Here is a 22,254-nt window from a genome sequence, read left to right as displayed (position 1 = left end):
ACGTTGGCGCCGGTCGGCAGCAGGCTGGTGGTGAGGGTGGCCTGGCCCGCGGCGGTGGTGATGCCGACGCCCAGGGAGCCGCTGGTGGTCGCGAAGATCACGGTCGCGCCCGGGACGGGTACACCGTCGCAGGTGACGGTGGCGGTGAGGGTCACCGGCTGTCCTGCGGTCGGGTTGGCCGGCGAGGACGTCAGGGTGATGGCGCAGTTCTGTGCCGCGGTGACGTTCACGGTCGCCGTGGCGGAGACGCCGATGCAGGTGCAGGTGGTGGTGGCGGCGATCACGGTGGCGGTGACGACGTTGGCGCCGGTCGGCAGCAGGCTGGTGGTGAGAGTGGCCTGGCCCGCCGCAGTGGTGACGCCGACGCCCAGCGAGCCGCTGGTGGTCGCGAAGACCACGGTCGCCCCGGAGACGGGAACACCGTCGCAGGTGACGGTGGCGGTCAGGGTCACCGGCTGTCCTGCGGCCGGGTTGGCCGGCGAGGACGTCAGAGTGACCACACAGTTCGTCGCGGCCGTGACGGTCAGGGTCGCCGTGACGGCGCCACTGGTGGCACCGGCAGCAACTACCGTGCCCGACGTGGTCGCTGTGAAGGTGACGCTCGCATTGCCGAGGGCGTCGGCGGTTACCGACTGCGGGGCAACCGCGTCGTAGGTGAAGGTGATCACTTCCCCCGGTGCGGCACCGGTGACGGCGGCTGTAAAGGTCTGGCCCACCGCGACGGTTGCCGGGGTGAGAGTGAGAGCGAGTGCCATGTTGGACAGCCCCTTTCGAAGGCTCCGTGAAGGAGGTGGGGGCTGCGGCACGCCGGGAGGACAGGGAGCCGTCCGAGCGCGCACACCTGTCGGGGTGCCCTGAAGAACACGACGAAGCCGCATCACGCCGGCAGCCGTTCATGGTCCCCCGACAGGGGATGGGCACCCCACCGTCGGTAGCACCGATTGAAGCGACCGGCCCGACGCCACACCACAGTCGGGGATCGTCTTGACCCGAATGGCGCAGCGCGCATCGGCGTGCGGTACCGACCCCCCGGCCGCATGCCGACATGACGACGGCCCCCGCCGGGCGACGGGGGCCGATCATGCGGAGGTGCTGCCGGGGCTCAGGCGGCGAACTCCCCGCCCTTGACGGCCGTGAGGAACGACGACCAGTCGGCGGCAGGGAAGATGAGCGCCGGACCGTCGGGGTCCTTGGAGTCGCGGACGGGGACGAGGCCGTGAGCCTCGGTGAGGGCGCGGGAGAACTCTATGCACTGGCCGCCGTCGCCGTCGCTGTAGGACGACTTGGTCCACTCAGTGCGCGTGAGGGCGAAGTCACTGCTCATGATCTGTACTCCTTCACCAGGGACTTGATGAGGGCCAGTGATTCGCCGGGGGACAGCGCGTGCGCCCTCAGCCGATCGTAACTGTCGAGGTGTAACGCGACAGTCGGGGCGGAGTCGTACAGCTTGCCACCCTGCGGGCCGTCGGCGTAAAGAACCGTGGAAGAACCTTCGAAGGTGAGCATCGTGAACGGTCTCGTATGCGCCCCTGGTGCCCCGGCAGAGAATGGGAGGACCTGGAGATCAATATGCGGTGACTCAACGGCCGTCAGCAGGTACTCAAGCTGCCCTGCCATGACCTTGGCGTCACCGATCACCGATCGCAGGCACGTCTCGTGCAGGATGACCCACAGGTGCGGAGGAGTCTCCAGCCCGAATAGCTCACGACGGCGCAAGCGCGCGGCAACTCTGCCTTCGATCAGCTCCTTGTCCTCGCGTGGATGTGAGGCCCGGAAGACTGCCCACGCATACGCCTCGGTCTGGAGCACGCCCATCACCAAGCTCGCCGAGTAGTCCAGTATCCGCGAAGCCTTCCGCTCCAGATTCAGATACGGCACGAACCAACTCGGGTGATCCCCTTCGTCGATCCTCCGTAACAGCCCCGCGAACAACTCGCCCGTCCCGAAGGTGAGATCGCAGCCCATGGCGAACTTCTGGCTGGGTCTGGGCAGCAGCGCGCCGGCCTCGACCTTGCAGACGTACCCCTCGGAGTAGCCGGTGGCCTTGCCCAGGTGCTTCTGTGTGAGCTTGCGGGCCAGCCGTACCTGTCTGATGTCACGGCCGAAACGCTGTAGCGGATTCAAGTGCTCGGGCGGCGTCGTCTCGTCCAACGCGGTGACCTCTCGTCATATGCGCGCATACCGGCATCGCGGCAGGTCACAGACTTGAGCGAGGCCGGTTCAAGCATCCCCATCCTATTGCCCGTCGCGTTGTTCCGGTGACCAATTGGCTACACCCGGTATCCGGCCGGGGTGATCGAGCCACTGCCACGCACCAGCCCCGCAGTTACGGAGTGGACAACATGACCGACGCCATCGCGCGGCTCCTGCCGTGGACCGGCCCGGAGGGCAAGCCGTGCTTTCTCGTCGGCGACGGGAGCGGATATGTGTCCCGTGTCGCCGACGCCATGGAGGCGGCGCAGCTGGCGCTGGCCGTCGAACTCATCGCGGAGGCGCGACGCGTTCTGGCGGGGCGGAGCTGGACCTCCGGTGAACTGCACCTGCTGACGGTCGAGTTGACGGAATCGCTCGTCGAGGTGCACCGCGTCGCGGAGAGCCGGGGCGGGCGCCTCCCCGCGCCCGCCGACGCCCCCGAGGCGGCCGTCACGGAAGACGACGGCGGCCCGCGGGCCGGGCGGCCGCGTCGAGCTGCGTCAAGTCCTCCGCCGTGAGGGCGATGTCTGCCGCGGCCAGGTTCTCGTCGAGGTGGGCGGGCGAGCCCGTACCGGGGGTGGGCAGCAGGACGGGGGAGCGGTGCAGCAGCCAGGCCAGCGCGATCTGGCCGGGGGCCACGCCGTGCCGGGCGGCGACCGCGGCGAGCGCCGTGCCCGCACCCTCGGCCAGTGTGCCGTTGCCCAGCGGGAACCACGGCAGGAACGCCGTGCCCCGCTCCTCGCACAGCTCCAGGACGTCCTCCGCGGCGCGGTCCAGCAGGTTGTAGCGGTTCTGCACCGAGGCGATCGGGGTGATGTCCCGGGCCCGGGTCAGTTCGTCCGCGGTGACGGAGTCCAGGCCGATGTGCCGGACCTTCCCGGCCTCTTGGAGCTCCCGCAGCGCGCCCAGCTGGTCGGCCATCGGCACCTCCGGGTCCAGCCGGTGCAGCTGGTAGAGGTCGATGGTGTCGGTGCGCAGCCGTCGCAGGCTCGCCTCGCACATGGCACGCAGGTTCTCCGGGTGTCCGGCGATGTGCCAGCGGTCCGGGCCGGTACGGACCACCCCGCCCTTCGTCGCGATCACCAGACCCGCCGAATACGGGTGCAGGGCGCGCGCCACCAGCTCCTCGGCCACGTCCGGGCCGTAGTTGTCGGCGGTGTCGATCAGCGTGACGCCGCGCTCGACGGCCCGGCGCAGCAGGGCGACGGAGCGCTCGGGATCGTCGTGCCGCGGTCCCCAGTAGCCGGGGCCGACGAGCCCGCCGGTCCCGAACCCCGGTCGGCCGACGGTCAGTTCTCCACCGATCGGAAAGACGGTTCGCACAGCCTCGGCCCCTTCGGTTGCGGCATCCATGAATGCCGAGCGTAGAGCGGGGCGCGGTTCATAAGATCAACCGGTGCCTCCTGACATATCGCTCTTCACCGTGACCCTGCTCTGCCTGGCCGCTCTCGCAGCGGGCTGGATCGACGCCGTGGTGGGCGGCGGTGGACTGCTGCTGCTCCCCGCCCTGCTCGTCGGACTGCCGCACACCCCGGTCGCGTACGTCCTCGGAACCAACAAGTCCACCGCCATCGTGGGCACCACCGCGGCCGCGGTCACCTACGTCCGCAAGGCCCCGATCGATGTGCGGAGCGCGCTGCGCATCGGTCTCGCCGCGATGGGCGGCTCGCTGGCCGGGGCGTTCTTCGCGGCCGGCATCAACAGCGAGGTGCTGCGCCCGCTGATCATGGGCGTCCTGCTGGGGGTGCTCGCCTTCCTCCTCTTCCGCCCGGCCTTCGGGACCGCGCCCGCGCCCTCGGGGCCGGTCTCCCGCCTGCGCGTCGTGACGGCCGTCCTCGTCGCCGGGCTGGGCATCGGCTTCTACGACGGCCTGATCGGGCCCGGGACCGGCGCGTTCCTCATCGTCGCGCTCACCGCGATCCTGCACATGGACCTGGTCACCTCGTCGGCCACCGCCAAGGTCGTGAACGTCTGCACCAATGTCGGCGCGCTGACGATGTTCGCGGTCCAGGGCACCGTGCTGTGGCAACTCGGCGCCCTGCTGGCGCTGTTCAACCTCGTCGGCGGCATGGTGGGCGCCAGGATGGCCCTCAAGCGCGGCGCCGGCTTCGTCCGGGGCGTCCTGGTGGTCGTGGTCGTCGCCCTGCTGTGCAAGCTGGCCTACGACCAGTGGCTGGCGGTCTGACCCGGGCACCGGCCGGTCCCGCCGCCGGCCGCCGGGCTCAGAACCGGCAGTGGTACATCCGCGCCATGTCCCGCACCGCGGGCGACGACGCGGCTCCTTCTCCCCGGTCAGCCGCACCTTCGTGCTCGGGTGCGTACGCGGAGCCGTACCGGGGCCCGTACGCGGACTCGTCATTCTCCAGAGGCTGCATAAGATTCAGAAAAATGTGAACACCCAGAAATTCTAGTCCCGCACCGTCCCCGCGGCCGCCGTGGGGCGCGCCCCCGCCGCGATCTCCGTGACGGCCGTCAGCAGCACCGCCGAGTCCTCGACGGCCAGCAGGCCGTGCCGCTCCCGCGGGTCGGCGACCTGACCGGCCGTCAACTCCCGGCCGCCGCCCGGCCCGGTCAGCCGGATCCGCCCGTGCAGCACCTGCAGGCTCGCCGCCGGGGGTGCGTTGTGTTCGTCCAGCTCGGCGCCCGCGACCAGCGCGATCACGGTCTGCCGCAGCGGGCCGTCGTGCAGAAAGAGCCGGGCGCTGCGCCCGTGGGCGGAGGTCCTGGCCTCGTCGAGCTGTTGGCGGGCGAGCGCGTCGAGATCGTCCATGATGCTGGCCTTTCGCGTGCGGACCGGCGGCTGGGCTCCCTCTCCATCGTTGCCTGTGCACGGGGGGACGCAACCGGGGACCGTGTTCCCGGGCCCCGGCGTCGGCGTCCGGAGCGGGACGGCGTCCGGGTCAATACCGCCGCGGGGCGGGCCCGTCACTTACGGGATGATCATCTCGGTCGTACGATGCGATGCGGTCCCGTGCCATCGGTCAGGCGTGCTTGACCGATGCGGCCCCACCGTCCCGCCCGTCCCCCCACCATGAAGGATGCGCAACCGTGGCCGACCCGAATGCCCCGAACCAGCCGCCCGATCCCGCCGGGCGGCCGGCCCGATTCCTGACCGTCATGACGACCATCGACAGCGAAGCCAAGGCCGGGCAACTGGCGCGCGGTGCGATCGAGGGCAGGCTCGCCGCCTGCGCGCAGGTCAGTGCGCCGGTGACCTCGGTGTTCCGCTGGGACAACGCGATCGAGACCGGCCAGGAGTGGCAGGTGCTGTTCAAGACGGCCGAGGCGCGCTACGAGGCTCTGGAGGCCTATCTCCTGCAGGCGCACGACTACGACACCCCCGAGATCATCGCCACGCCGGTCACCCGCGGTGGCGCCGGCTATCTGTCCTGGGTCGCGAAGGAGACGAGCTGACGTGCAGCGAGAGAACACCGGCCGCGACGGAATGACGCGAGTCGAGCAGGACCGGCCCGGCCGGCGGCGATGGAGGAGGACCACGACGGCCGTCCTCGGCATGGCGATGTGCCTGGCCACCGCACCCGTCAGCCACGCGGTCGACGGCGGGCGGGGGGAGGCACCGAGCACCGGCAAGCCCACCCCCGCTCCCGGCGCCACCTGGACCAGCCGGGACGCCGCCGCCTACTGGACGGCCGACCGGATGGCGGCCGCCGCACCCGCCGGGCGCGACGCCCCGGCCGCCCCCGCCGCACCGTCGGCCGGGCGCGACACCACCGCACCCACCGCCGCGCCCGGCCCCCGGACCCGGGCCGCCGCCCCCGCGGCCCGATCCGCCGCCACCGCACGGCACTTCGACGGCATCCGGTCCGTCGGCGTGCTGTTCTCCGTCGACGGGGACGCCCGGGCGCACCACTGCACCGCCAGCGTGGTGCACAGCCCGCACGGCAATCTGATCCTCACCGCCGGGCACTGCAACCCGGGAACCCGGGCCGCTTTTGTCCCGCAGTATCGTTCCGGCGCGGCCCACCAGCCCTACGGGGTCTGGGCGATCGACGACACCTTCGCCTACCCCGGCCGTGGCACCACCGGCGCCGGGGCGGACCTCGACTTCGCCTTCGCCACCGTCGCCCCCGGCGAGGACGGCCGCCCCCTCGAGGAGGTCACCGGCGGCAACACCCTCTCCCCGACGCCCGGTTACACCAATGACGTCACCGTCGTCGGCTACCCGGACGTCCGTCACGACCCCCAGGACCGGGCCGTACGCTGCGCCACCCGCACCAGCCGGCTGTCCGGCAGCCATGAACTGCGCATGGAGTGCGGCGGGTTCTACGGCGGCACCTCCGGCAGCCCCTGGCTGACCGACTTCGACGAGGAGAGCGGGACCGGCCGGGTCATCGGTCTGATCGGCGGCCTCAACGGCGGTGGCCCCAAGGGGCCGGACAACGACCGCATCTCCTACAGCCCGTACTTCGGGGCGAAGGTCCTCGACCTCTACTCCCGTGCGTCACAGGCCTGATCCGAGGGGGCGGAGGCGCTACCGCAGCGCCTCCGTCACCCCCTTCTCGTGCGGCCCGAGGAAGTGCGGATCGGGCCGCAGCAGCGCGTCCACCGCCGCCTTCCCGGCCGCGAAGACCTCCCGGACACCGCCGTACGCCCAGGTGACATCGTGCTTCGCGGCCACCCCGACGCCGTACGAATCGACACCGGCCGCCGCACACAGCGCCAGCGCGCGCCGGATGTGGAAGCCCTGGCTGACCAGCACCGCCCGGTCCACGCCGAAGATCCGGTGCGCACGGCTGCAGGAATCCCAGGTGTCGAAGCCCGCATAGTCGCTGACGACCTTGCGGGCCGGGACGCCGTGCCGCACCAGATAGGCGCGCATCGCATCCGGCTCGTCGTAGTCGTGCCGGCTGTTGTCGCCGGTGACCAGGACCGCGTGGACCGTGCCCCGGTCGTACAGTGCGGCGGCCGCGTCCAGCCGGTGGGCGAGGTACGGCGACGGCGCGCCGTTCCACAGGCCCGCACCGAACACGATGGCGACGGGCGCGGCGGGCACGTCCGCGACACTGCGCACCCGGGGGCCCGCCGTCGCGTTCATCCAGGTCGCGGGCGCCAGCGCCAGCACCGTCAGGGCCACGACGACCTGATAGGCGCGGCGCCGGCCACGCCGGGTCCGCGGCAGCCGTATCCGGCGCACCCCGTTCCGTATGCGCCGAACCGGCCCCGGCCCCTGCGCTCGCATCCCGTGCCCCCGTCCCCGATCACGTATGTCGTGATCGATCTCGCTGGTTGCGACGCCCACCGCGCCGTGATGGTTGCACCGGCGGCCTGGCATCGTGGCAGTGGGAGCACCCTGTCCCGGAGAGGAAGCAGCGCCATGACCACCGAGCCCGAGCGGCTGCCGTTCTTCGTCTACGGAACGCTGCGCCCCGGCGAGGCCAACCACGCCTGGGCCCTGCGCGGCCGGACCGCGGCCGAGGAACCGGCGCACATCGGTGGCGCGCTGCTGTACGACGGCCCCGGATACCCGTACGCGACGGCCGGACCCGCCGGTGCGGTGGTCCACGGTGCCCTCGTCCTGCCCCGCGACGCCGACTACGACGAGGTGTGCGCCGTCCTGGACCGGCTGGAGGACTACGCCCCCGGCGACCCGGAGAACCTCTACGAGCGCGTGAGCACCGAGGCCGTGTGCGCGGACGGCCGGACCGTACGTGCCTGGGTCTACCTCGCGGCCGAGCGCCTCGCCGCCCGGCTGCACGCCACCGGCACCCCCATCGAGAGCGGCAACTGGACGGCATCGAGGACGGCGGCCGGCTGAACGGCGCCGCGGTCGGGCGAAACCGGCGCGCGGCGGGCCCTCGCCGCCGCGGAACGAGACCGGCGGGCGACCGCCCCGGGCGCCGCCGCGGCACCGGGCCCCACCCCGGATAACCTGGACGACTCCTCGCTGACCGAGGCCCCTTTCCGTACCGCAGAACAGGTGTGACCCGCGTGGCTTCCTCCCCGTCCTCCCCCTCCGCCGCAACCGCCCCCGCGCCGCTGCCCAAGGCGGAGCTGCATCTGCACATCGAGGGCACCCTGGAGCCCGAGCTGGCCTTCGCGCTCGCCGAGCGCAACGGCGTCGCGCTGCCGTACTCCACCGAGGACGAGCTGCGCCGCGCCTACTCCTTCGCCGATCTGCAGTCCTTCCTGAACCTCTACTACGCGCTGATGGCCGTGCTGTGCACCGAGGACGACTTCGCCGACCTCGCCCACGCCTATCTCGCCCGCGCCAAGGAACAGGGCGTACGGCACGCCGAGATCTTCTTCGACCCGCAGGCGCACACCGGGCGCGGCGTCCCGATCGGCACGGTCATCAACGGCCTGGCCCGCGCGCTGGACAGCGCCCGGGAGACCTACGGCATCACCACCCGCCTGATCATGTGCTTCCTGCGCGACGAGAGCGCCCAATCCGCCCTGGCGACCTTCGAGGCGGCCCGCCCGTACCTGGACCGGATCACCGCCGTCGGCCTGGACTCGGCCGAGGTCGGGCACCCGCCGTCGAAGTTCAGGGAGGTCTTCGCGCTGGCACGGGAGGCCGGGCTCAAGTGCGTGGCGCACGCGGGGGAGGAGGGGCCCCCGGCCTATGTGTGGGAAGCCCTGGACATCCTCGGCGTGGACCGGATCGACCACGGTGTGCGCTCCCTGGAGGACGAGCGGCTGGTGGCCCGCCTGGTGGCCGACCAGGTGCCGCTCACGGTCTGCCCGCTGTCCAACGTCCGGCTGCGGGTCATCGACGACCTCGCCGACCATCCGCTGCCCGCGATGCTGGACGCCGGGCTGCTGGTGACCGTCAACTCCGACGACCCCGCCTACTTCGGCGGCTACGCGGACGACAACTTCACCGCCGTACGCGATGCCCTCGGCCTCGACGGGGAGACCCTGCGCACCCTCGCCCGCAACTCCTTCCACGCCTCGTTCCTCGATGAGGCGGCCCGCGCGGAGTACCTGAAGGAAGTCGACGCGCACCAGGGGTAGCCGGGAGCGGGCGGCAGGGCGTGCGAGGTCCCCTGCCGCCCGTCCTTTCCCCGCGCCGACTGTCGGTGGCAGCCGGAGGGAACACGAAGTTCGCCGCGGGGTAACGGCACCGCAACGCCCGGCTGGCACGCTCACGCCATGACGGCGCCGATACCGCACCTGCCCTCCGCGTCCCCCGCCCCCCTCGGCACAGGCGATCTCGCCGCCGAGATCAGCGCACAGCTCAGCAGGAGGCTCAGCCGGGTCCGGCTGCACGGCTTCCGCCACCCGGCACCGCCCGCCCCCACCCTCGTCGCGGTGGCCCACGGCAGCCGCGACCCCCGCGCCCTGCCCGCCGTCCGGGCGCTGCTCGACCGGGTCCGGGCGCTGCGCCCCGGTCTGCCCGTACGGCTCGGGCACATCGAGCTGAACCGTCCGCTGCTCGCCGACACCCTCGCGGAGCTGCACGGTGCGGCCGTCCTCGTCCCGCTGCTCTTCGGCTGCGGCCATCACGTCACCCACGACCTGCCCGCCGCGCTGACGGCCGCACCCCACCTGACGGGCCGGGTCGCCGCACCCCTCGGGCCGCACACCCTCCTCGCGGAGGCGCTGCACGACCGTCTGCTGGAGGCCGGATTCCCCGGGGACCGCTCCCCGCGCACCGCCGTGGTCCTGGCCGCCGCCGGCTCCCGGGCCCCGCGGTCCGCCCAGGACACCGAGCGCATCGCACAGCTGCTCTCGGCCCGGCTCGGCGGCACCCCCGTCCTGCCCGCCTACGCCTCTTCCGCCGCCCCCACCGTCGCCGACGCGGTCCGTGCGCTGACCGCCCGTGGACACGACCGGATCGCGGTCGCCGGCTGCTTCACCGCCCCCGGACGCTTCGCCGCCCAGTGCGCGGCCGCCGCCCCCGGGCCCGCCGCCGCGCCCCTGGGCGACCACCCCGCGCTGGCCCGTCTCGTACTGCACCGCTACGACCAGGCGCTCCTTGCGCGTACCGGATCCGACCCCGAGAGCACCAGGGCGGCTACCGTCGCTGTATGACGGGCACACCACCGACCATCCCCGGCTACACCACGGCCGATACCGAGCGCTGGGTCCCCGAGCCCGACAAACGGCCGGGACGCACCGCCTTCCAGCGCGACCGAGCCCGGGTGCTGCACTCGGCCGCGCTGCGCCGGCTGGCCGGCAAGACCCAGGTCGTCACCCCTGGCGCACTCACCCCCGCATGGGACGCCAGCCCGCGCACCCGCCTGACCCACTCCCTGGAGTGCGCCCAGGTCGGCCGGGAGCTCGGCGCGGCCCTCGGCTGTGACCCGGACCTGGTCGAGACCGCCTGTCTGGCGCACGATCTCGGCCATCCGCCCTTCGGGCACAACGGCGAGCAGACGCTCAACGAAGTCGCCGTGCCCTGCGGCGGCTTCGAGGGCAACGCCCAGTCGCTGCGGCTGCTGGCCCGTCTGGAGCCCAAGCGGTTCGTGCCCGCCCCGGACGGCTCGACGGTCAGCGTCGGACTGAACCTCAGCCGCGCCGCCCTCGACGCGGCCACCAAGTACCCCTGGCCGCGCGGCGCGCACCCCACCGACCCGGTGTCCCCGAAGTTCGGGGTCTACGAGGACGACCTGCCGGTCTTCGACTGGTTCCGGCAGGACACGCCCGACGGGGCGCGGAGCTTCGAGGCGCAGGTCATGGACTGGTCCGACGATGTGGCGTACTCGGTGCACGACGTCGAGGACGGGCTGCACGCCGGACACCTCGACCCCAACCTCCTGCTCGCCGACGCCGAACGCGCCGAGATCTTCGCGGTCGCCGGTGAGCGCTATGCGCCCGGCGCCGGATCCGAGGAGCTGACCGCGGCGCTGGACCGCCTCCTGGACCAGGAGTGGTGGCCGCACGGCTACGACGGCTCCGCGCTCGCCCAGGCCCGCCTGAAGGACGCCACCAGCCAGCTGATCGGCCGTTTCTGTCTCGCGGCCGAGGCCGCGACCCGGGCCCGGTGGGGGAGCGGGCGGCTCACCCGCTACGGAGCCGAGCTGGTGGTTCCGGCCGAAACGCGGCTGGAATGCGCCGTTTTGAAAGCCGTCGCCGACCGGTACGTCATGCAGCGCCCCGACCAGGAAGCGCTCCGTGCCGACCAGCGCGTCGTCATCGCCGAACTGGCCGAGGCACTGCTCGCCCGCGCCCCCGACGGCCTTGACCCGCAGTTCCGTTCACTGTTCGACACGGCCCCCGACGACACCGCGCGGATGCGCGCCGTCATCGACCAGATCGCGGCCCTGACCGACACCTCGGCCCGCTCTCTGCACGCCCGTCTCACCCGAAACCCTGGTCACACCACGGGCAACCGCGGGTAACCCTAGGGGGAGTCCCTCTTCCCCCCTCACGCTCCGTGCGGGACGCTCGAACCCGGCCGTTTTCGAACGGAGCACCCTGACATCAGTGAACAGAGAACCCTGACCACAGCGCACGGGAGACCCCGGTCACCAGCGGACGGGAACCCCGACGGCGGCAACGGCATCAACGGGGGAGAGCAGACCGGGGGCACATCGGGGGGCGTTTACGGACGCGGACGCGGACGTACGGCACCGCAACGAGGAGGAAGCAAGTGGTCGACGCACACCAGACGTTCGTCATCGTCGGGGGTGGCCTGGCCGGCGCAAAGGCCGCGGAGACTCTCCGCGCGGAAGGGTTCACCGGCCGGGTGATCCTCATCTGTGACGAGCGCGACCACCCGTACGAGCGTCCCCCGCTCTCCAAGGGGTTCCTGCTCGGGAAGGAAGAGCGCGACAGCGTTTTCGTCCATGAACCCGCCTGGTACGCCCAGGCACAGATCGAGCTCCACCTGGGCCAGCCCGCCGTCCGCCTCGACCCCGAGGCCAGGACCGTACGCCTCGGCGACGGCACCCTGATCGCCTACGACAAGCTGCTGCTGGCGACCGGCGCCGAGCCGCGCCGCCTGGACATCCCCGGCACCGGACTGGCCGGCGTGCACCACCTGCGCCGCCTGGCCCACGCCGAACGGCTGCGCGGCGTACTGGCCTCGCTCGGCCGCGACAACGGACACCTCGTCATCGCCGGCGCCGGCTGGATCGGCCTCGAGGTCGCCGCCGCGGCCCGCTCCTACGGCGCCGAGGTGACCGTCGTCGAGGCCGCGCCGACACCGCTGCACGGCATCCTGGGACCCGAACTCGGCGGCCTGTTCACCGATCTGCACCGCGAACACGGCGTCCGCTTCCACTTCGGCGCCCGCTTCACCGAGATCGTCGGGCAGGACGGCGTGGTGCTCGCGGTGCGCACCGACGACGGCGAGGAGCACCTCGCCCACGATGTGCTCGCCGCGATCGGCGCCGCCCCGCGCACCGCGCTCGCCGAACAGGCCGGGCTGGACCTCGCCGACCCGGAGGCCGGCGGCGGCGTGGCCGTCGACGCGGCGCTGCGCACCTCCGACCCGTACATCTACGCCGCCGGCGATGTCGCCGCCGCCGACCACCCGCTGCTGGACACCCGGCTGCGGGTCGAGCACTGGGCCAACGCCCTCAACGGCGGCCCGGCCGCCGCGCGCGCCATGCTCGGCCAGGACATCAGCTACGACCGCATCCCGTACTTCTTCTCCGACCAGTACGACGTCGGCATGGAGTACTCCGGCTACGCCCCGCCCGGCTCCTACGAGCAGGTCGTCTGCCGCGGCGACGTCGCCAAGCGGGAGTTCATCGCCTTCTGGCTCGGCGCGGACGGCCGGCTGCTCGCGGGGATGAACGTCAACGTCTGGGACGTCGCCGAATCCATCCAGCAACTGATCCGGGGCGGGGCGCGGTTGGAGCCCGGGGCGCTGGCGGATCCGGAGGTTCCGCTGGCCTCACTGCTCCCGTAGCGTGCGCGCATGACGCAGAACCCCATCGGTTCCACCGGCCCCGGCAGCACCGACGTCCCGGTCGTCACGCTCGACGACGTCCGGGACGCCGCCCGGCGGCTGGCGGGAGTGGCACACCGCACCCCCGTGCTGCGCTCCCGCACCCTCGACGCACTGGCCGGCGCCGAGGTCCACCTCAAGTGCGAGACCTTCCAGCGGGGCGGCGCCTTCAAGTTCCGCGGCGCCTACAACGCCCTCTCCCGGCTGACCCCGCAGGAGCTGGCCCGCGGGGTCGTCGCCCATTCCTCCGGCAACCACGCCCAGGCCGTCGCACTGGCCGCCAGGGAGCTGGGCAGCCATGCCGTCATCGTGATGCCCGAGGACTCCCCGAAGTCCAAGAAGGACGCCACCGCCGGATACGGCGCCGAGATCATCTACTACGACCGGTACACCGAGGACCGCACCGCCCTCAGCCGGCGGCTCGCCGAGGAGCGCGGCCTCGCCCTGATCCCGCCGTTCGACCACCCGCACGTCATCGCGGGCCAGGGCACCACCGCCCTGGAACTGATCGAGGAGACCGGCCCGCTCGACGCGTTGCTGGTGCCGGTCGGCGGGGGCGGGCTGATGGCCGGCGCCGCCACCGCCGCCACCGCCCTGGTCCCCGGCATCCGGATGATCGGCGTGGAGCCGGAGGCCGGCGACGACACCCGGCGCTCACTGGCCGCCGGCCACCGCGTGACCGTCCCCGTCCCGCGCACCATCGCCGACGGCCAGGCCGTCGAAACCCCCGGCGAGCTGACCTTCGCCGTCAACCGGCGCCTGCTCGACTCGGTCGTCCTGGTCAGCGACGACGAGATCCGCGCGGCCATGAAGCTGGCCTTCGAACGGCTGAAGATCGTCATCGAGCCCAGCGGCGCCAGCGCCCTGGCCGCCCTGCTCGCCGGGCGCATCGACCCGCTCCCACCCCGCGTCGGCGTGATCATCTCAGGAGGCAACGTGGGGGTGGAGCGCTTTCTGGAGCTGCTGGGCTGACGGGCACCGACAGCCTTCCGGGTGACTGTGCCCGGCCGGCGCCTGTGTGCGGCGGCTGTTCGCGTCCGTGGCTGCGCCTGCTCGGCCTGCTCGTGCTGTGCGGCTGCTCGCCCCGCTCGGCCTGCTCGGCTTGTGCGGCTGGTTGCCCTGCTCGGCTTGTGCGGCTGCTCGGCCTGCTCGTCCTGTGCGGCTGCTCGCCCCGCTCGCCCGCTCCCTCTGCCCGGCTGCTCCCCCGCCCCCTCCCCCTCTCCCCCTTCGGGGGAGGGGGCGGGGGTGGGTTCGGGGGTGGGGGGAGTCGTCGGCGCTCGCGGAGGCGCGGCCAGGAGTGTCCGACCCCGGCCGTAGAATTCACGCGTGGCAGGCAGGATCAACGATGACGACGTGAAGGCGGTTCGGGACGCGGTCCCGATCGACGCCGTCGTGTCCGAGTACCTCCAGCTCCGCAACGCCGGGGGCGGAAACCTCAAGGGCCTGTGCCCCTTCCACGACGAGAAGTCCCCGTCCTTCCACGTCAGCCCGGCCAAGAGCCTCTACCACTGCTTCGGCTGCCAGGAGGGCGGCGACACCGTCGACTTCATCATGAAGATCGACCACCTCTCCTTCGCCGAGACCATCGAGCGGCTCGCCTCCCAGGCCGGCATCACCCTGCGCTACGAGGAGGGCGGCTACACCCCCGGCCGCCAGCAGGGCGAGCGCACCCGCCTGGTGGAGGCCCACAAGGTCGCGGCCCAGTTCTACGTCGATCAGCTGGACGGTGCCGAGGCCGAGATCGCCCGGAAGTTCCTCGCCGAGCGCGGCTTCGACCAGGCCGCCGCCCAGCACTTCGGCGTCGGCTACAGCCCGGCCGGCTGGGACCACCTCACCCGCTTTCTGCGCGGCCGCGGTTTCAGCGACCAGGAGCTGGTGCTCTCCGGCCTCTCCCAGGAGGGCCGCCGCGGCCCCATCGACCGCTTCCGTGGCCGCCTGATGTGGCCGATCCGCGATATCGCCGGCGAGGTCGTCGGCTTCGGCGCCCGCAAGCTCCGCGACGACGACAACGGCCCCAAGTACCTCAACACCCCTGAAACCCCCATCTACCGCAAGTCCCAGGTGCTCTACGGCATCGACCTCGCCAAGAAGGAGATCGCCAAGACCAACCGCGCGGTCGTCGTCGAGGGCTATACGGACGTCATGGCCTGCCATCTGTCCGGTGTCACCACCGCCATCGCCACCTGCGGTACGTCCTTCGGCGAGGGCCACATCAAGATCCTCCGCCGACTGCTGATGGACAACTCCGGCTCCGAGGTCGTCTTCACCTTCGACGGCGACGCCGCAGGCCAGAAGGCCGCGCTGCGCGCCTTCGAGGACGACCAGAAGTTCGCCGCCGAGACCTCCATCGCCATCACCCCCGGCGGTATGGACCCCTGCGACCTGCGGCTCGCCCAGGGCGATGCGGCCGTCGCCGATCTCGTCGAGGCCCGCACCCCGCTCTTCGAGTTCGCGCTGCGCCATGTCGTCTCCCGGCACAACCTCGACACCACCGTCGGCCGCGCCGCCGCCCTCGACGAGGCCGCCCCCATCGTCGCCCACATCAAGAACAGCTCCATCCAGCACGAATCCGCCGTCCAGCTCGCCGGCATGCTCGGCATCCTGGACACCCAGTTCGTCGTCCGCCGCGTTAGCCAGCTCGCCCGCTGGGCCCGTGAGCGCGGCCGTGACGGCGGCCCCGAACAGGGCCGTCAGCAGCGTGGCGGCCGGCCCCCGGCCGCCGAGCAGGCCCGCCCCGCGCCCGGTCCGCGCGGCCCGGCGCTCAATCTCCGCAGCCCCGCCCACCGCGTCGAGCGAGAGCTCCTCAAGCTCGCGCTGCAGCGCCCCGACCTGGTCTCCCCGGCCTTCGACGCCTACGGGGCCGACGAGTTCACCGCCCCGCCCTACGCCGTGGTCCGCCAGTGCATCGAGGACGCCGGCGGCACCGCGGCCGGCGCCAACGACAGTGCGTACGTCCCCCGGGTGCGCGAGGCCGCCCCCGACGACACCGTCCGCGCCATGGTCACCGAGCTCGCCGTCGAACCGCTGCACACCCGCCGCGACCCCGACGACGCCTATGCCGGCGTCCAGTTGGTCGCCGTCCGCCTCGCCGCCGTCAATCAGCGCGTCACCGAAATCCGCGGCACCCTCCAGCGCCTCGGCCCCCGCGCCGACCCCGAACACCTCGCCGCCGTACAGAACGAACTCTGGGTCCTCCAGCAGTACGGCCAGTCGCTGCGCGAACGCGGCTACGCCGCCCTGTAGAGCGCGTCCGCCAAGCCCCGCCCGGCACGCACTCCCCACGGAGCGAGTGCAGCGCACCAGACCCAGCCCCGGACGCCGCGAGCCCGTCCCTTCGGGCCGACGGCGGGGCCTTGCGGACATGCCCCAGCACCCCCGGGCACTCCCCGCGGTAGCCGTCCGGTCACGGACCGGACTCAAAAAGTGGTCGCACGCCCCTCGTGGCGGCGGTGTGTCGTACTCCACACTGAGGAGCGGTGCCTGAGTTCTCGGAGCGCGGCGGGCCCGGTCGCACCGCGCCGGAATCCCCCGCGGAACCGCGCTTGACGTACGGGACGGACAGCGGCTCGGCCGCAACCGTGCCCGACCTTTCTGCCGCCTCAGCAGCGATCACCCTGGAGGTCGCCCCCGTGCAGACCCAGACCCTCGCCGACGCGCCGCCCGCCGTGGAGCCGGTCACCGAACCGGCCGCGGAACCGGACACCGAACCGGCCCCGGAGCCGATCACCGTGCCGCAGCAGGCCGAACCACCCGCCGCAGAAATGATCGTCGAGGAGATCGCCCCGGAGCCGGTGCCGCGCCCCGAGGCGGGCAGCCCGTCCTCCGATCTCTTCCGCCAGTACCTCCGCGAGATCGGCCGGATCGCGCTGCTCACCGCCGCCGAGGAGGTCGAGCTCGCCCGCCGAGTCGAGGCCGGTCTCTTCGCCGAGGAGAAGCTCACCAACACCCCCGACCTCTCCTCCCAACTCGCCTTCGACCTCGACAAGTTGGTGGTTCTGGGCCGGATGGCCAAGCGCCGCCTCATCGAGGCCAACCTGCGCCTGGTGGTCTCCGTCGCCAAGCGCTATGTCGGCCGCGGGCTGACCATGCTCGACCTCGTCCAGGAGGGGAACCTCGGACTGATCCGCGCCGTCGAGAAGTTCGACTACGCACGCGGCTACAAGTTCTCCACCTACGCCACCTGGTGGATCCGCCAGGCGATGTCCCGCGCCCTCGCCGACCAGGCCCGGACCATCCGCGTCCCGGTGCATGTCGTCGAGCTGATCAACCGCGTGGTGCGGGTCCAGCGCCGGATGCTCCAGGAACGCGGCTACGAACCGACGCCCGAGGAAGTCGCCACCCATCTCGACCTGACCGAGGAACGGGTCAGCGAGGTGCTGCGGCTGGCCCAGGAACCGGTCTCGCTGCACGCCCCCGTCGGCGAGGAGGAGGACGTCGCCCTCGGCGACCTCATCGAGGACGGCGACGCCGCCTCACCCGTCGAGTCCGCCGCGTTCCTGCTGCTCCGCGAGCACCTCGACGCGGTGCTGTCCACGCTCGGCGAACGCGAACGCAAGGTCGTCCAGCTCCGCTACGGCCTCGCCGACGGCCGCCCCCGCACGCTGGAGGAGATCGGCCGGATCTTCGGCGTCACCCGCGAACGGATACGGCAGATCGAGTCCAAGACCCTCAACAAGCTCCGCGACCACGCCTTCGCCGACCAGCTCCGCGGCTATCTCGACTGAGGCCGCCGGGCCCCCGGGCTCCGCGCGCCCCGGTGCCTCACACCGACCGCTGGAACGCCTCGGGATGGGTCTCGTCACGCACCGTCGTGTACTGCTGGCGCACGGCCTGCCCGACCGGCAGCTCCTCACCCGGCTCGAACACCTGGCTCGCGGCGGCCGGCCACTGCGGCGGATCGACCCAGGTGGCCCCGCCGCCCGCACCGTGCTCCGCGCCGGCGGCCGGGGTGAGCGTGCCGTGCGCCACCCCCCACGCCCAGGCGGCCTGCCGCGCCGCGCCGAGCGCCGCATACTCGGCCGGCTGCGGCACCACGACCGGCACCCCGAACAGCCCCGGCGCCACCGCCTGCACGGCGCCCAGCTCCGCGGCCGCACCCAGCAGGAACACCCGGTGCACCGCCACGCCCCGCCCGCGCAGCACGTCCAGCGCATCCGCCAGCCCGCAGAGCATGCCCTCCACGGCCGCCCGCGCCATGTGCTCCGGCTTCATGCTCTCCCGCCGCATCCCGTGCAACGACCCGGCGGTATGCGGCAGATGCGGCGTCCGCTCGCCCTCCAGATACGGCAGCAGCACCATGCCGTACGCACCGGGCGACGACTTCATCGCCAGCGCGGACAGGCCCTCCAGATCCGTCCCCAGCAGCTCCGCCGCACCGCGCAGCACCCGCACGGCATTGCTGGTGTGCACCACCGGCAGATACCGGCCGGTCGCGTCGGCGAACGAGGTGATCGTGCCGGTCGGGTCCGCCAGCGCCTCATGGTGGATACCGAACACCGACCCCGAGGCGCCCAGCGACACCACGGCGTCCCCCTCGCCGACCCCGAGCCCGAAGGCGGCGGCCATCGTCTCGCCCGTACCGGCGGAGATCAGCAACCCCTCAGGGGTGAACCCGGCCGTCCCCGAGGGGCTCAGTACCTCCGGCAGCCGCACCTGATGGCCCAGCGCCAGCTCCACCAGGTCCGGCCGGTACGACTCGGTCGCCGCCGACCAGAAGCCCGTCGCCGAGGCCCCGCCGCGGTCCGTCGTCCGCCGCGCGGGACGCCCCAGCAGCTGCCACGCCAGCCAGTCGTGCGGCTGCATGATCTCCACGATCCGGGCCGCATGCGCCGGCTCCGTACGCGCCAGCCAGCGCATCTTCGTCACCGCATGCGTCGCCTGCGGCACCGCGCCGACGGCCTGCGCCCACGCGGTGCGCCCGCCCAGCGCGTCGATCAGCTCCGCGGCCGCGCTCTGCGCCCGCTTGTCATTGCCCACCAGTGCGGGGCGTACGAGGTTGCCCTCGACGTCCAGCGGGACCAGACCGTGCGGCTGCGCGGATACGCCGATCGCCTGCACGCCTTCGAGAAGTCCACGGCCCGCCGCCTCGCCGAGTGACATCAGCCACGCCTGCGGATCGGCCTCGGGCCCCTTCTCGACGGGGTGCGGCGCATACCCCTGCCTGATGACGGCACCCGTGTCCGCATCGCAGACGACGATCCGTGTGCTCTCGGACGAACTGTCCAATCCGGCGACTATCCCCATGGACTCAGATGATGCCCCATACGACGCATAGGGGCAGCGTCAGGGCTTGCCCCGGGGGGCTCCGGCTCAGGTATTACTGGTGCCCCAGTCGTCCTCATCCGCGGAGCGCTGTTCGCGCAATGAGCGGACCCGGTCGCTGACGGAGCTGGGCAGCCGGTCGCCGACCTTCGCCGACACCGTTCCGAACGCCTTCGACGCGGCCTCGCGCCCGGTCAGCGCGGCGGACTCCGCGGTGTTCCGTACCGCCGGATTCTGGGTGATCCGCTGGGCGGCCTTGCGGAGCTGCTCGTACCGTTCCCGACCGGCCCGTGCGCCGAGCACATACCCCGTGGCCAGTCCCGCGATGAACGTGAGCCGGTAGCGCATTGCTCCACCTTTCCTCTCGTCGGACCCCTCCGGTGCCGGTACGCACCGGAGTGCCGGGCTGTGCCGCGCGCCTACCCTCCGGGGCCGGAGATCACCCGAGGTGACCTGAGGCGATACCGATTGGCGGAGCACCCCCCTGCTTGCGCTAATGTATGTGTCGCAGCGAACGCGCGCCGTCCGGAACCCCGGACAGCGACGCATTCGAGGCACACAGAGCAATCCCCTGTAGCTCAATTGGCAGAGCAGCCGGCTGTTAACCGGCAGGTTACTGGTTCGAGTCCAGTCGGGGGAGCTCGGTCCCCTGTAGCTCAATTGGCAGAGCATTCGGCTGTTAACCGGAGGGTTACTGGTTCGAGTCCAGTCGGGGGAGCAGAGAGAAGAGGACCCCGGAAGGGGTCCTTTTTCTTGTGCCGTGGAACCGAACCCCCGGTGATCGAAGTCCTCTTGGGCGTGCGTGGTCGCGCGACGGCAGCCCTCACGGGCAACAGATCGTATGAGCGGCTATGCTGCGGCAGACGGCGCGCACAAATGTGCGCGACGCGCCGTGGGGGGCGGTAGCTCAGCCGGTTAGAGCAGCGGACTCATAATCCGTCGGCCGTGGGTTCGAGTCCCACCCGCCCCACCGCAGCGCCCAGGGCGAAGATCCTTTCTACCTGGGGAAGCGTGAGAACGGGGGCCACCGCCACAGTGCGGTGGCCCCCGTTCATCCGTTCAGGCCAAGGCCCAGGGGCCCTACAGGGGCCGGAGGGCGCCGGGCCGGCACTCAAGGGCCCCTACGTGGCGTCCCGTCGTGGTTCTTGATCTTGTTGCTGCCCCGCGGCGCCGTCTGAGGTGGGCGGCTGGGGGCCCATCCTTCGAGGCCTGGACTTGCTGCGCGGTCGATAAAGAAGCGCACCAGCGTGAAGTGAGGCCGCTGGTCCTCCGGGTACTGCTCGTGGAGGTTGTCCACCCGGAAGACCTTGAAGCCGGCGCTCTCGCAGTGGTTCCGAATCCACTTCGTCGCGGCATGGGCTGCGTGCTCCGGGCCTCGACCAGTCGTCCTGATCTCGCCAAGGAGGTCCCCGTCGTGTCGGGTCTGGGCGCCGATGGCTCAATGGCTGCCGCTGTAGTGGGTGCCGTGGGCGTAGATGACGGCGACGTCGTCGCGGAACGCATCGGAGGGGATGTCTAGCGATTGGCGGACGTCGTAGGACACCTGACGGGGTATAGCGGACGTGATGGACTCGGCTTCGCGGCGTGCGAGTTGCGGCAGGACGCTGGTGTAGGTGTCCGAGGCGATCTGGCGCGAGCTGTGGCCAAGCCGCTCCTGGACCACCTTGCTGTCGTTGCCTTCGAGCAGCGACAGGCTGGCCGAGATGTGCCGGAGATCATGGAGACGGACCGGGAGTAGGCCAGACAGCTCAACCAGGCGCTTGAAGCGTCGGCTTAACCAATCCGGATGGAGTGGCTCACCGTTCTCGTGGGTGAAGACCCGGTCTGATTCGACCCAGGCTTCGACGCCGACCACTCCTCGCGCCCTTGGTTCTGCTTCGCGCGCCACTGTGCTAGAACCTCGTCGGACTCCTGGCTCAGGTTGAGGGTGCGGACGCTGTCGGCCTTGGGGCTTCGCCGTACAACCGGTAGGCGACCTCGACGATCTGGGCCGATATCCGGAGCCACAGAGCGGAGAGGCTGACTTCCGGCCACGGCAGGGCGCACATCTCGCCGCGCCGGGGGCCGAGGAAGATGAAGGAGTGCCACAGGGCGTACAGCCAGTCGTCCCGCGCGAAGTCCAGGAAGGCGCCGGTTTGCTCGGGTGTCCAGACCATGACGGGGCTGGGCTTCTCGCCGGTCTGCTTCCAGTGCTCGACGCGCTCAGGGGTCCATACGAGTGGCTTGGGCCTGGTGACGGCTGGCAGCTCGACGAGCTGGGCCCAGTTCTTGCTGAACGCCTCCTCCCGCTTCATCTCCCAGGCGGTGGCGGAGCTGAGGGAGTCGTTGATGCGGTGCATGGTTGCGGGGCTGGTGACCTTCCGCAACCCTTGGCGTCCGTTGCGCAGTGCCTTGTTGGCGTCGAGGTAGCAGCGGCGGGTGCGGCGGCGCTCCTCCTTCTTTCCTGCCGCTCGGACCCAGGCTGTGTGGGCGGCGTCGCGGGCCTGGGTCAGTTCCCCGACGCGCAGGCGGTGAAGGACCCGCTCGGCGTTCTCTTTCTCGACGGCCTCGTACATGCGGTCGAGGTGGCGTACGCGTAGGTCGCGGCGCTTGGTGTGGCCCAGGTGAGGGAGCAGGTAGTTCTCGATGTGCTCCTGGTAGCCGTGCCGGGTAGTGCGGGCGAGGGACTTCTTTGCCTTGATCCAGCGCCGCAGATAGTCGGCCATGGTCTCGTTGGACAAGACATCGCCGCCGGCCGACGCTTCCTTGTAGAGCTTCTCGGCTGCCTCTTCGGCTTTGTCCTTGGTGGGGAAGCCGCCGCGCTTGGGGCGGCGGCGCTTGCCGTTTTCTCCGCGCTCCAGCTCCAGGGCGAAGTACCACGTTCCGTGGCCCTTACGCCCAGCTTCGGGCACGTCAGCCCGATGTCCCCGATCTTCGGTGTCCCGTCGTCGTTCAGTACA

General features: G+C 71.7%; 21 protein-coding genes, 3 tRNA genes and 1 pseudogene. 15 read left to right on the top strand and 10 right to left on the bottom strand.

The annotated features are described in order from the left end of the window. From ACWGI6_RS07640 to ACWGI6_RS07630, 3 genes and pseudogenes are all read right to left on the bottom strand, one after another. A pseudogene (locus tag ACWGI6_RS07640) lies at positions 1–755 on the bottom strand (Ig-like domain repeat protein); the annotation flags it as partial. A 347-nt stretch (positions 756–1,102) separates the two neighbouring features. Beyond that, positions 1,103–1,324, bottom strand: a complete 222-nt coding sequence (locus ACWGI6_RS07635) for a DUF397 domain-containing protein (protein WP_453266636.1) — start codon at positions 1,322–1,324, stop codon at positions 1,103–1,105. After that, positions 1,321–2,151, bottom strand: coding sequence for a helix-turn-helix domain-containing protein (locus ACWGI6_RS07630; RefSeq protein ID WP_453266635.1), 831 nt, complete (start codon positions 2,149–2,151; stop codon positions 1,321–1,323). Before ACWGI6_RS07630 ends, ACWGI6_RS07635 begins: the two co-directional genes overlap by 4 nt. Positions 2,152–2,342: 191 nt before the next feature. Here ACWGI6_RS07630 and ACWGI6_RS07625 point away from each other — a divergent pair, with 191 nt between their 5' ends. Then, on the top strand, positions 2,343–2,711 hold the full coding sequence (locus tag ACWGI6_RS07625; RefSeq protein WP_453266634.1) for a hypothetical protein: 369 nt from the start codon (positions 2,343–2,345) through the stop codon (positions 2,709–2,711). On the opposite strand, the gene ACWGI6_RS07620 is transcribed toward ACWGI6_RS07625, so the two are convergent. Continuing rightward, entirely contained in the window at positions 2,644–3,546 is a 903-nt protein-coding gene (locus tag ACWGI6_RS07620) for an aldo/keto reductase (RefSeq protein WP_453266633.1), read from the bottom strand. The genes ACWGI6_RS07625 and ACWGI6_RS07620 overlap by 68 nt on opposite strands. A 43-nt stretch (positions 3,547–3,589) precedes the next feature. On the opposite strand from ACWGI6_RS07620, the gene ACWGI6_RS07615 reads away from it, so the two are divergent. Then, complete coding sequence (locus ACWGI6_RS07615; RefSeq protein ID WP_453266632.1) at positions 3,590–4,378, top strand: sulfite exporter TauE/SafE family protein; 789 nt, start codon at positions 3,590–3,592, stop codon at positions 4,376–4,378. A 222-nt stretch (positions 4,379–4,600) separates the two neighbouring features. On the opposite strand, the gene ACWGI6_RS07610 is transcribed toward ACWGI6_RS07615, so the two are convergent. Beyond that, positions 4,601–4,963 (bottom strand): cupin, encoded by a 363-nt coding sequence (locus ACWGI6_RS07610; protein ID WP_453266631.1) that lies wholly within the window; start codon positions 4,961–4,963, stop codon positions 4,601–4,603. A 278-nt stretch (positions 4,964–5,241) separates the two neighbouring features. On the opposite strand from ACWGI6_RS07610, the gene cutA reads away from it, so the two are divergent. Then, complete coding sequence (gene cutA / locus ACWGI6_RS07605; RefSeq protein ID WP_393905579.1) at positions 5,242–5,607, top strand: divalent-cation tolerance protein CutA; 366 nt, start codon at positions 5,242–5,244, stop codon at positions 5,605–5,607. A gap of 1 nt (position 5,608) precedes the next feature. Beyond that, on the top strand, positions 5,609–6,667 hold the full coding sequence (locus tag ACWGI6_RS07600; protein ID WP_453266630.1) for a trypsin-like serine peptidase: 1,059 nt from the start codon (positions 5,609–5,611) through the stop codon (positions 6,665–6,667). 18 nt (positions 6,668–6,685) lie between these two features. Here ACWGI6_RS07600 and ACWGI6_RS07595 read toward each other — a convergent pair whose 3' ends face one another. Next, complete coding sequence (locus tag ACWGI6_RS07595; RefSeq protein WP_453266629.1) at positions 6,686–7,393, bottom strand: SanA/YdcF family protein; 708 nt, start codon at positions 7,391–7,393, stop codon at positions 6,686–6,688. Between the two features lie 135 nt (positions 7,394–7,528). Between ACWGI6_RS07595 and ACWGI6_RS07590 the strand changes: the two genes are divergently transcribed. From ACWGI6_RS07590 to ACWGI6_RS07555, 8 genes are all read left to right on the top strand, one after another. Then, a complete protein-coding gene (locus tag ACWGI6_RS07590) occupies positions 7,529–7,969 on the top strand; it encodes a gamma-glutamylcyclotransferase family protein (protein WP_453266628.1) in 441 nt (146 codons plus the stop codon). A 173-nt stretch (positions 7,970–8,142) separates the two neighbouring features. After that, positions 8,143–9,168 (top strand): adenosine deaminase, encoded by a 1,026-nt coding sequence (locus tag ACWGI6_RS07585; protein WP_453266627.1) that lies wholly within the window; start codon positions 8,143–8,145, stop codon positions 9,166–9,168. A gap of 138 nt (positions 9,169–9,306) precedes the next feature. Then, complete coding sequence (locus ACWGI6_RS07580; RefSeq protein ID WP_453266626.1) at positions 9,307–10,188, top strand: sirohydrochlorin chelatase; 882 nt, start codon at positions 9,307–9,309, stop codon at positions 10,186–10,188. Further along, positions 10,185–11,498, top strand: a complete 1,314-nt coding sequence (locus ACWGI6_RS07575; RefSeq protein ID WP_453266625.1) for a deoxyguanosinetriphosphate triphosphohydrolase — start codon at positions 10,185–10,187, stop codon at positions 11,496–11,498. Before ACWGI6_RS07580 ends, ACWGI6_RS07575 begins: the two co-directional genes overlap by 4 nt. Before the next feature lie 251 nt (positions 11,499–11,749). Then, positions 11,750–13,015 carry an NAD(P)/FAD-dependent oxidoreductase gene (locus ACWGI6_RS07570; RefSeq protein WP_393905586.1) on the top strand — a complete coding sequence of 422 codons (1,266 nt, stop codon included), beginning with the start codon at positions 11,750–11,752 and terminating at the stop codon, positions 13,013–13,015. A 9-nt stretch (positions 13,016–13,024) separates the two neighbouring features. Continuing rightward, on the top strand, positions 13,025–14,026 hold the full coding sequence (locus tag ACWGI6_RS07565) for a pyridoxal-phosphate dependent enzyme (protein ID WP_453266624.1): 1,002 nt from the start codon (positions 13,025–13,027) through the stop codon (positions 14,024–14,026). 354 nt (positions 14,027–14,380) lie between these two features. After that, a complete protein-coding gene (dnaG, locus tag ACWGI6_RS07560; protein ID WP_453266623.1) occupies positions 14,381–16,297 on the top strand; it encodes a DNA primase in 1,917 nt (638 codons plus the stop codon). A gap of 233 nt (positions 16,298–16,530) precedes the next feature. Beyond that, entirely contained in the window at positions 16,531–17,778 is a 1,248-nt protein-coding gene (locus ACWGI6_RS07555) for a sigma-70 family RNA polymerase sigma factor (RefSeq protein WP_453266622.1), read from the top strand. A 37-nt stretch (positions 17,779–17,815) separates the two neighbouring features. Here the strand turns inward: ACWGI6_RS07555 and ACWGI6_RS07550 are convergent, their stop codons facing one another. Beyond that, positions 17,816–19,297 (bottom strand): FGGY family carbohydrate kinase, encoded by a 1,482-nt coding sequence (locus ACWGI6_RS07550; RefSeq protein WP_453266621.1) that lies wholly within the window; start codon positions 19,295–19,297, stop codon positions 17,816–17,818. A 66-nt stretch (positions 19,298–19,363) separates the two neighbouring features. Further along, complete coding sequence (locus tag ACWGI6_RS07545; RefSeq protein WP_453266620.1) at positions 19,364–19,663, bottom strand: YtxH domain-containing protein; 300 nt, start codon at positions 19,661–19,663, stop codon at positions 19,364–19,366. 219 nt (positions 19,664–19,882) lie between these two features. On the opposite strand from ACWGI6_RS07545, the gene ACWGI6_RS07540 reads away from it, so the two are divergent. The 3 genes from ACWGI6_RS07540 (at position 19,883) to ACWGI6_RS07530 (ending at position 20,285) form a co-directional block, all read left to right on the top strand. Continuing rightward, positions 19,883–19,955, top strand: a tRNA-Asn gene (locus ACWGI6_RS07540). A gap of 5 nt (positions 19,956–19,960) precedes the next feature. Beyond that, a tRNA-Asn gene (locus tag ACWGI6_RS07535) sits at positions 19,961–20,033 on the top strand. Positions 20,034–20,211: 178 nt separating this feature from the next. Then, positions 20,212–20,285, top strand: a tRNA-Ile gene (locus ACWGI6_RS07530). 468 nt (positions 20,286–20,753) lie between these two features. Here the strand turns inward: ACWGI6_RS07530 and ACWGI6_RS07525 are convergent. Both ACWGI6_RS07525 and ACWGI6_RS07520 read right to left on the bottom strand, forming a co-directional pair. Continuing rightward, on the bottom strand, positions 20,754–21,170 hold the full coding sequence (locus tag ACWGI6_RS07525) for a tyrosine-type recombinase/integrase (protein WP_453266619.1): 417 nt from the start codon (positions 21,168–21,170) through the stop codon (positions 20,754–20,756). 61 nt (positions 21,171–21,231) lie between these two features. Further along, positions 21,232–22,206: an Arm DNA-binding domain-containing protein gene (locus ACWGI6_RS07520; RefSeq protein WP_453266618.1), complete on the bottom strand. Its 975-nt coding sequence runs from the start codon at positions 22,204–22,206 to the stop codon at positions 21,232–21,234. Between the last annotated feature and the right edge of the window lie 48 nt (positions 22,207–22,254).

Source organism: Streptomyces sp. NPDC054786, from assembly GCF_053611685.1.
The sequence above is the reverse complement of the archived record's forward strand: the minus strand, read 5'-3'. Positions and strand labels throughout refer to the sequence as shown.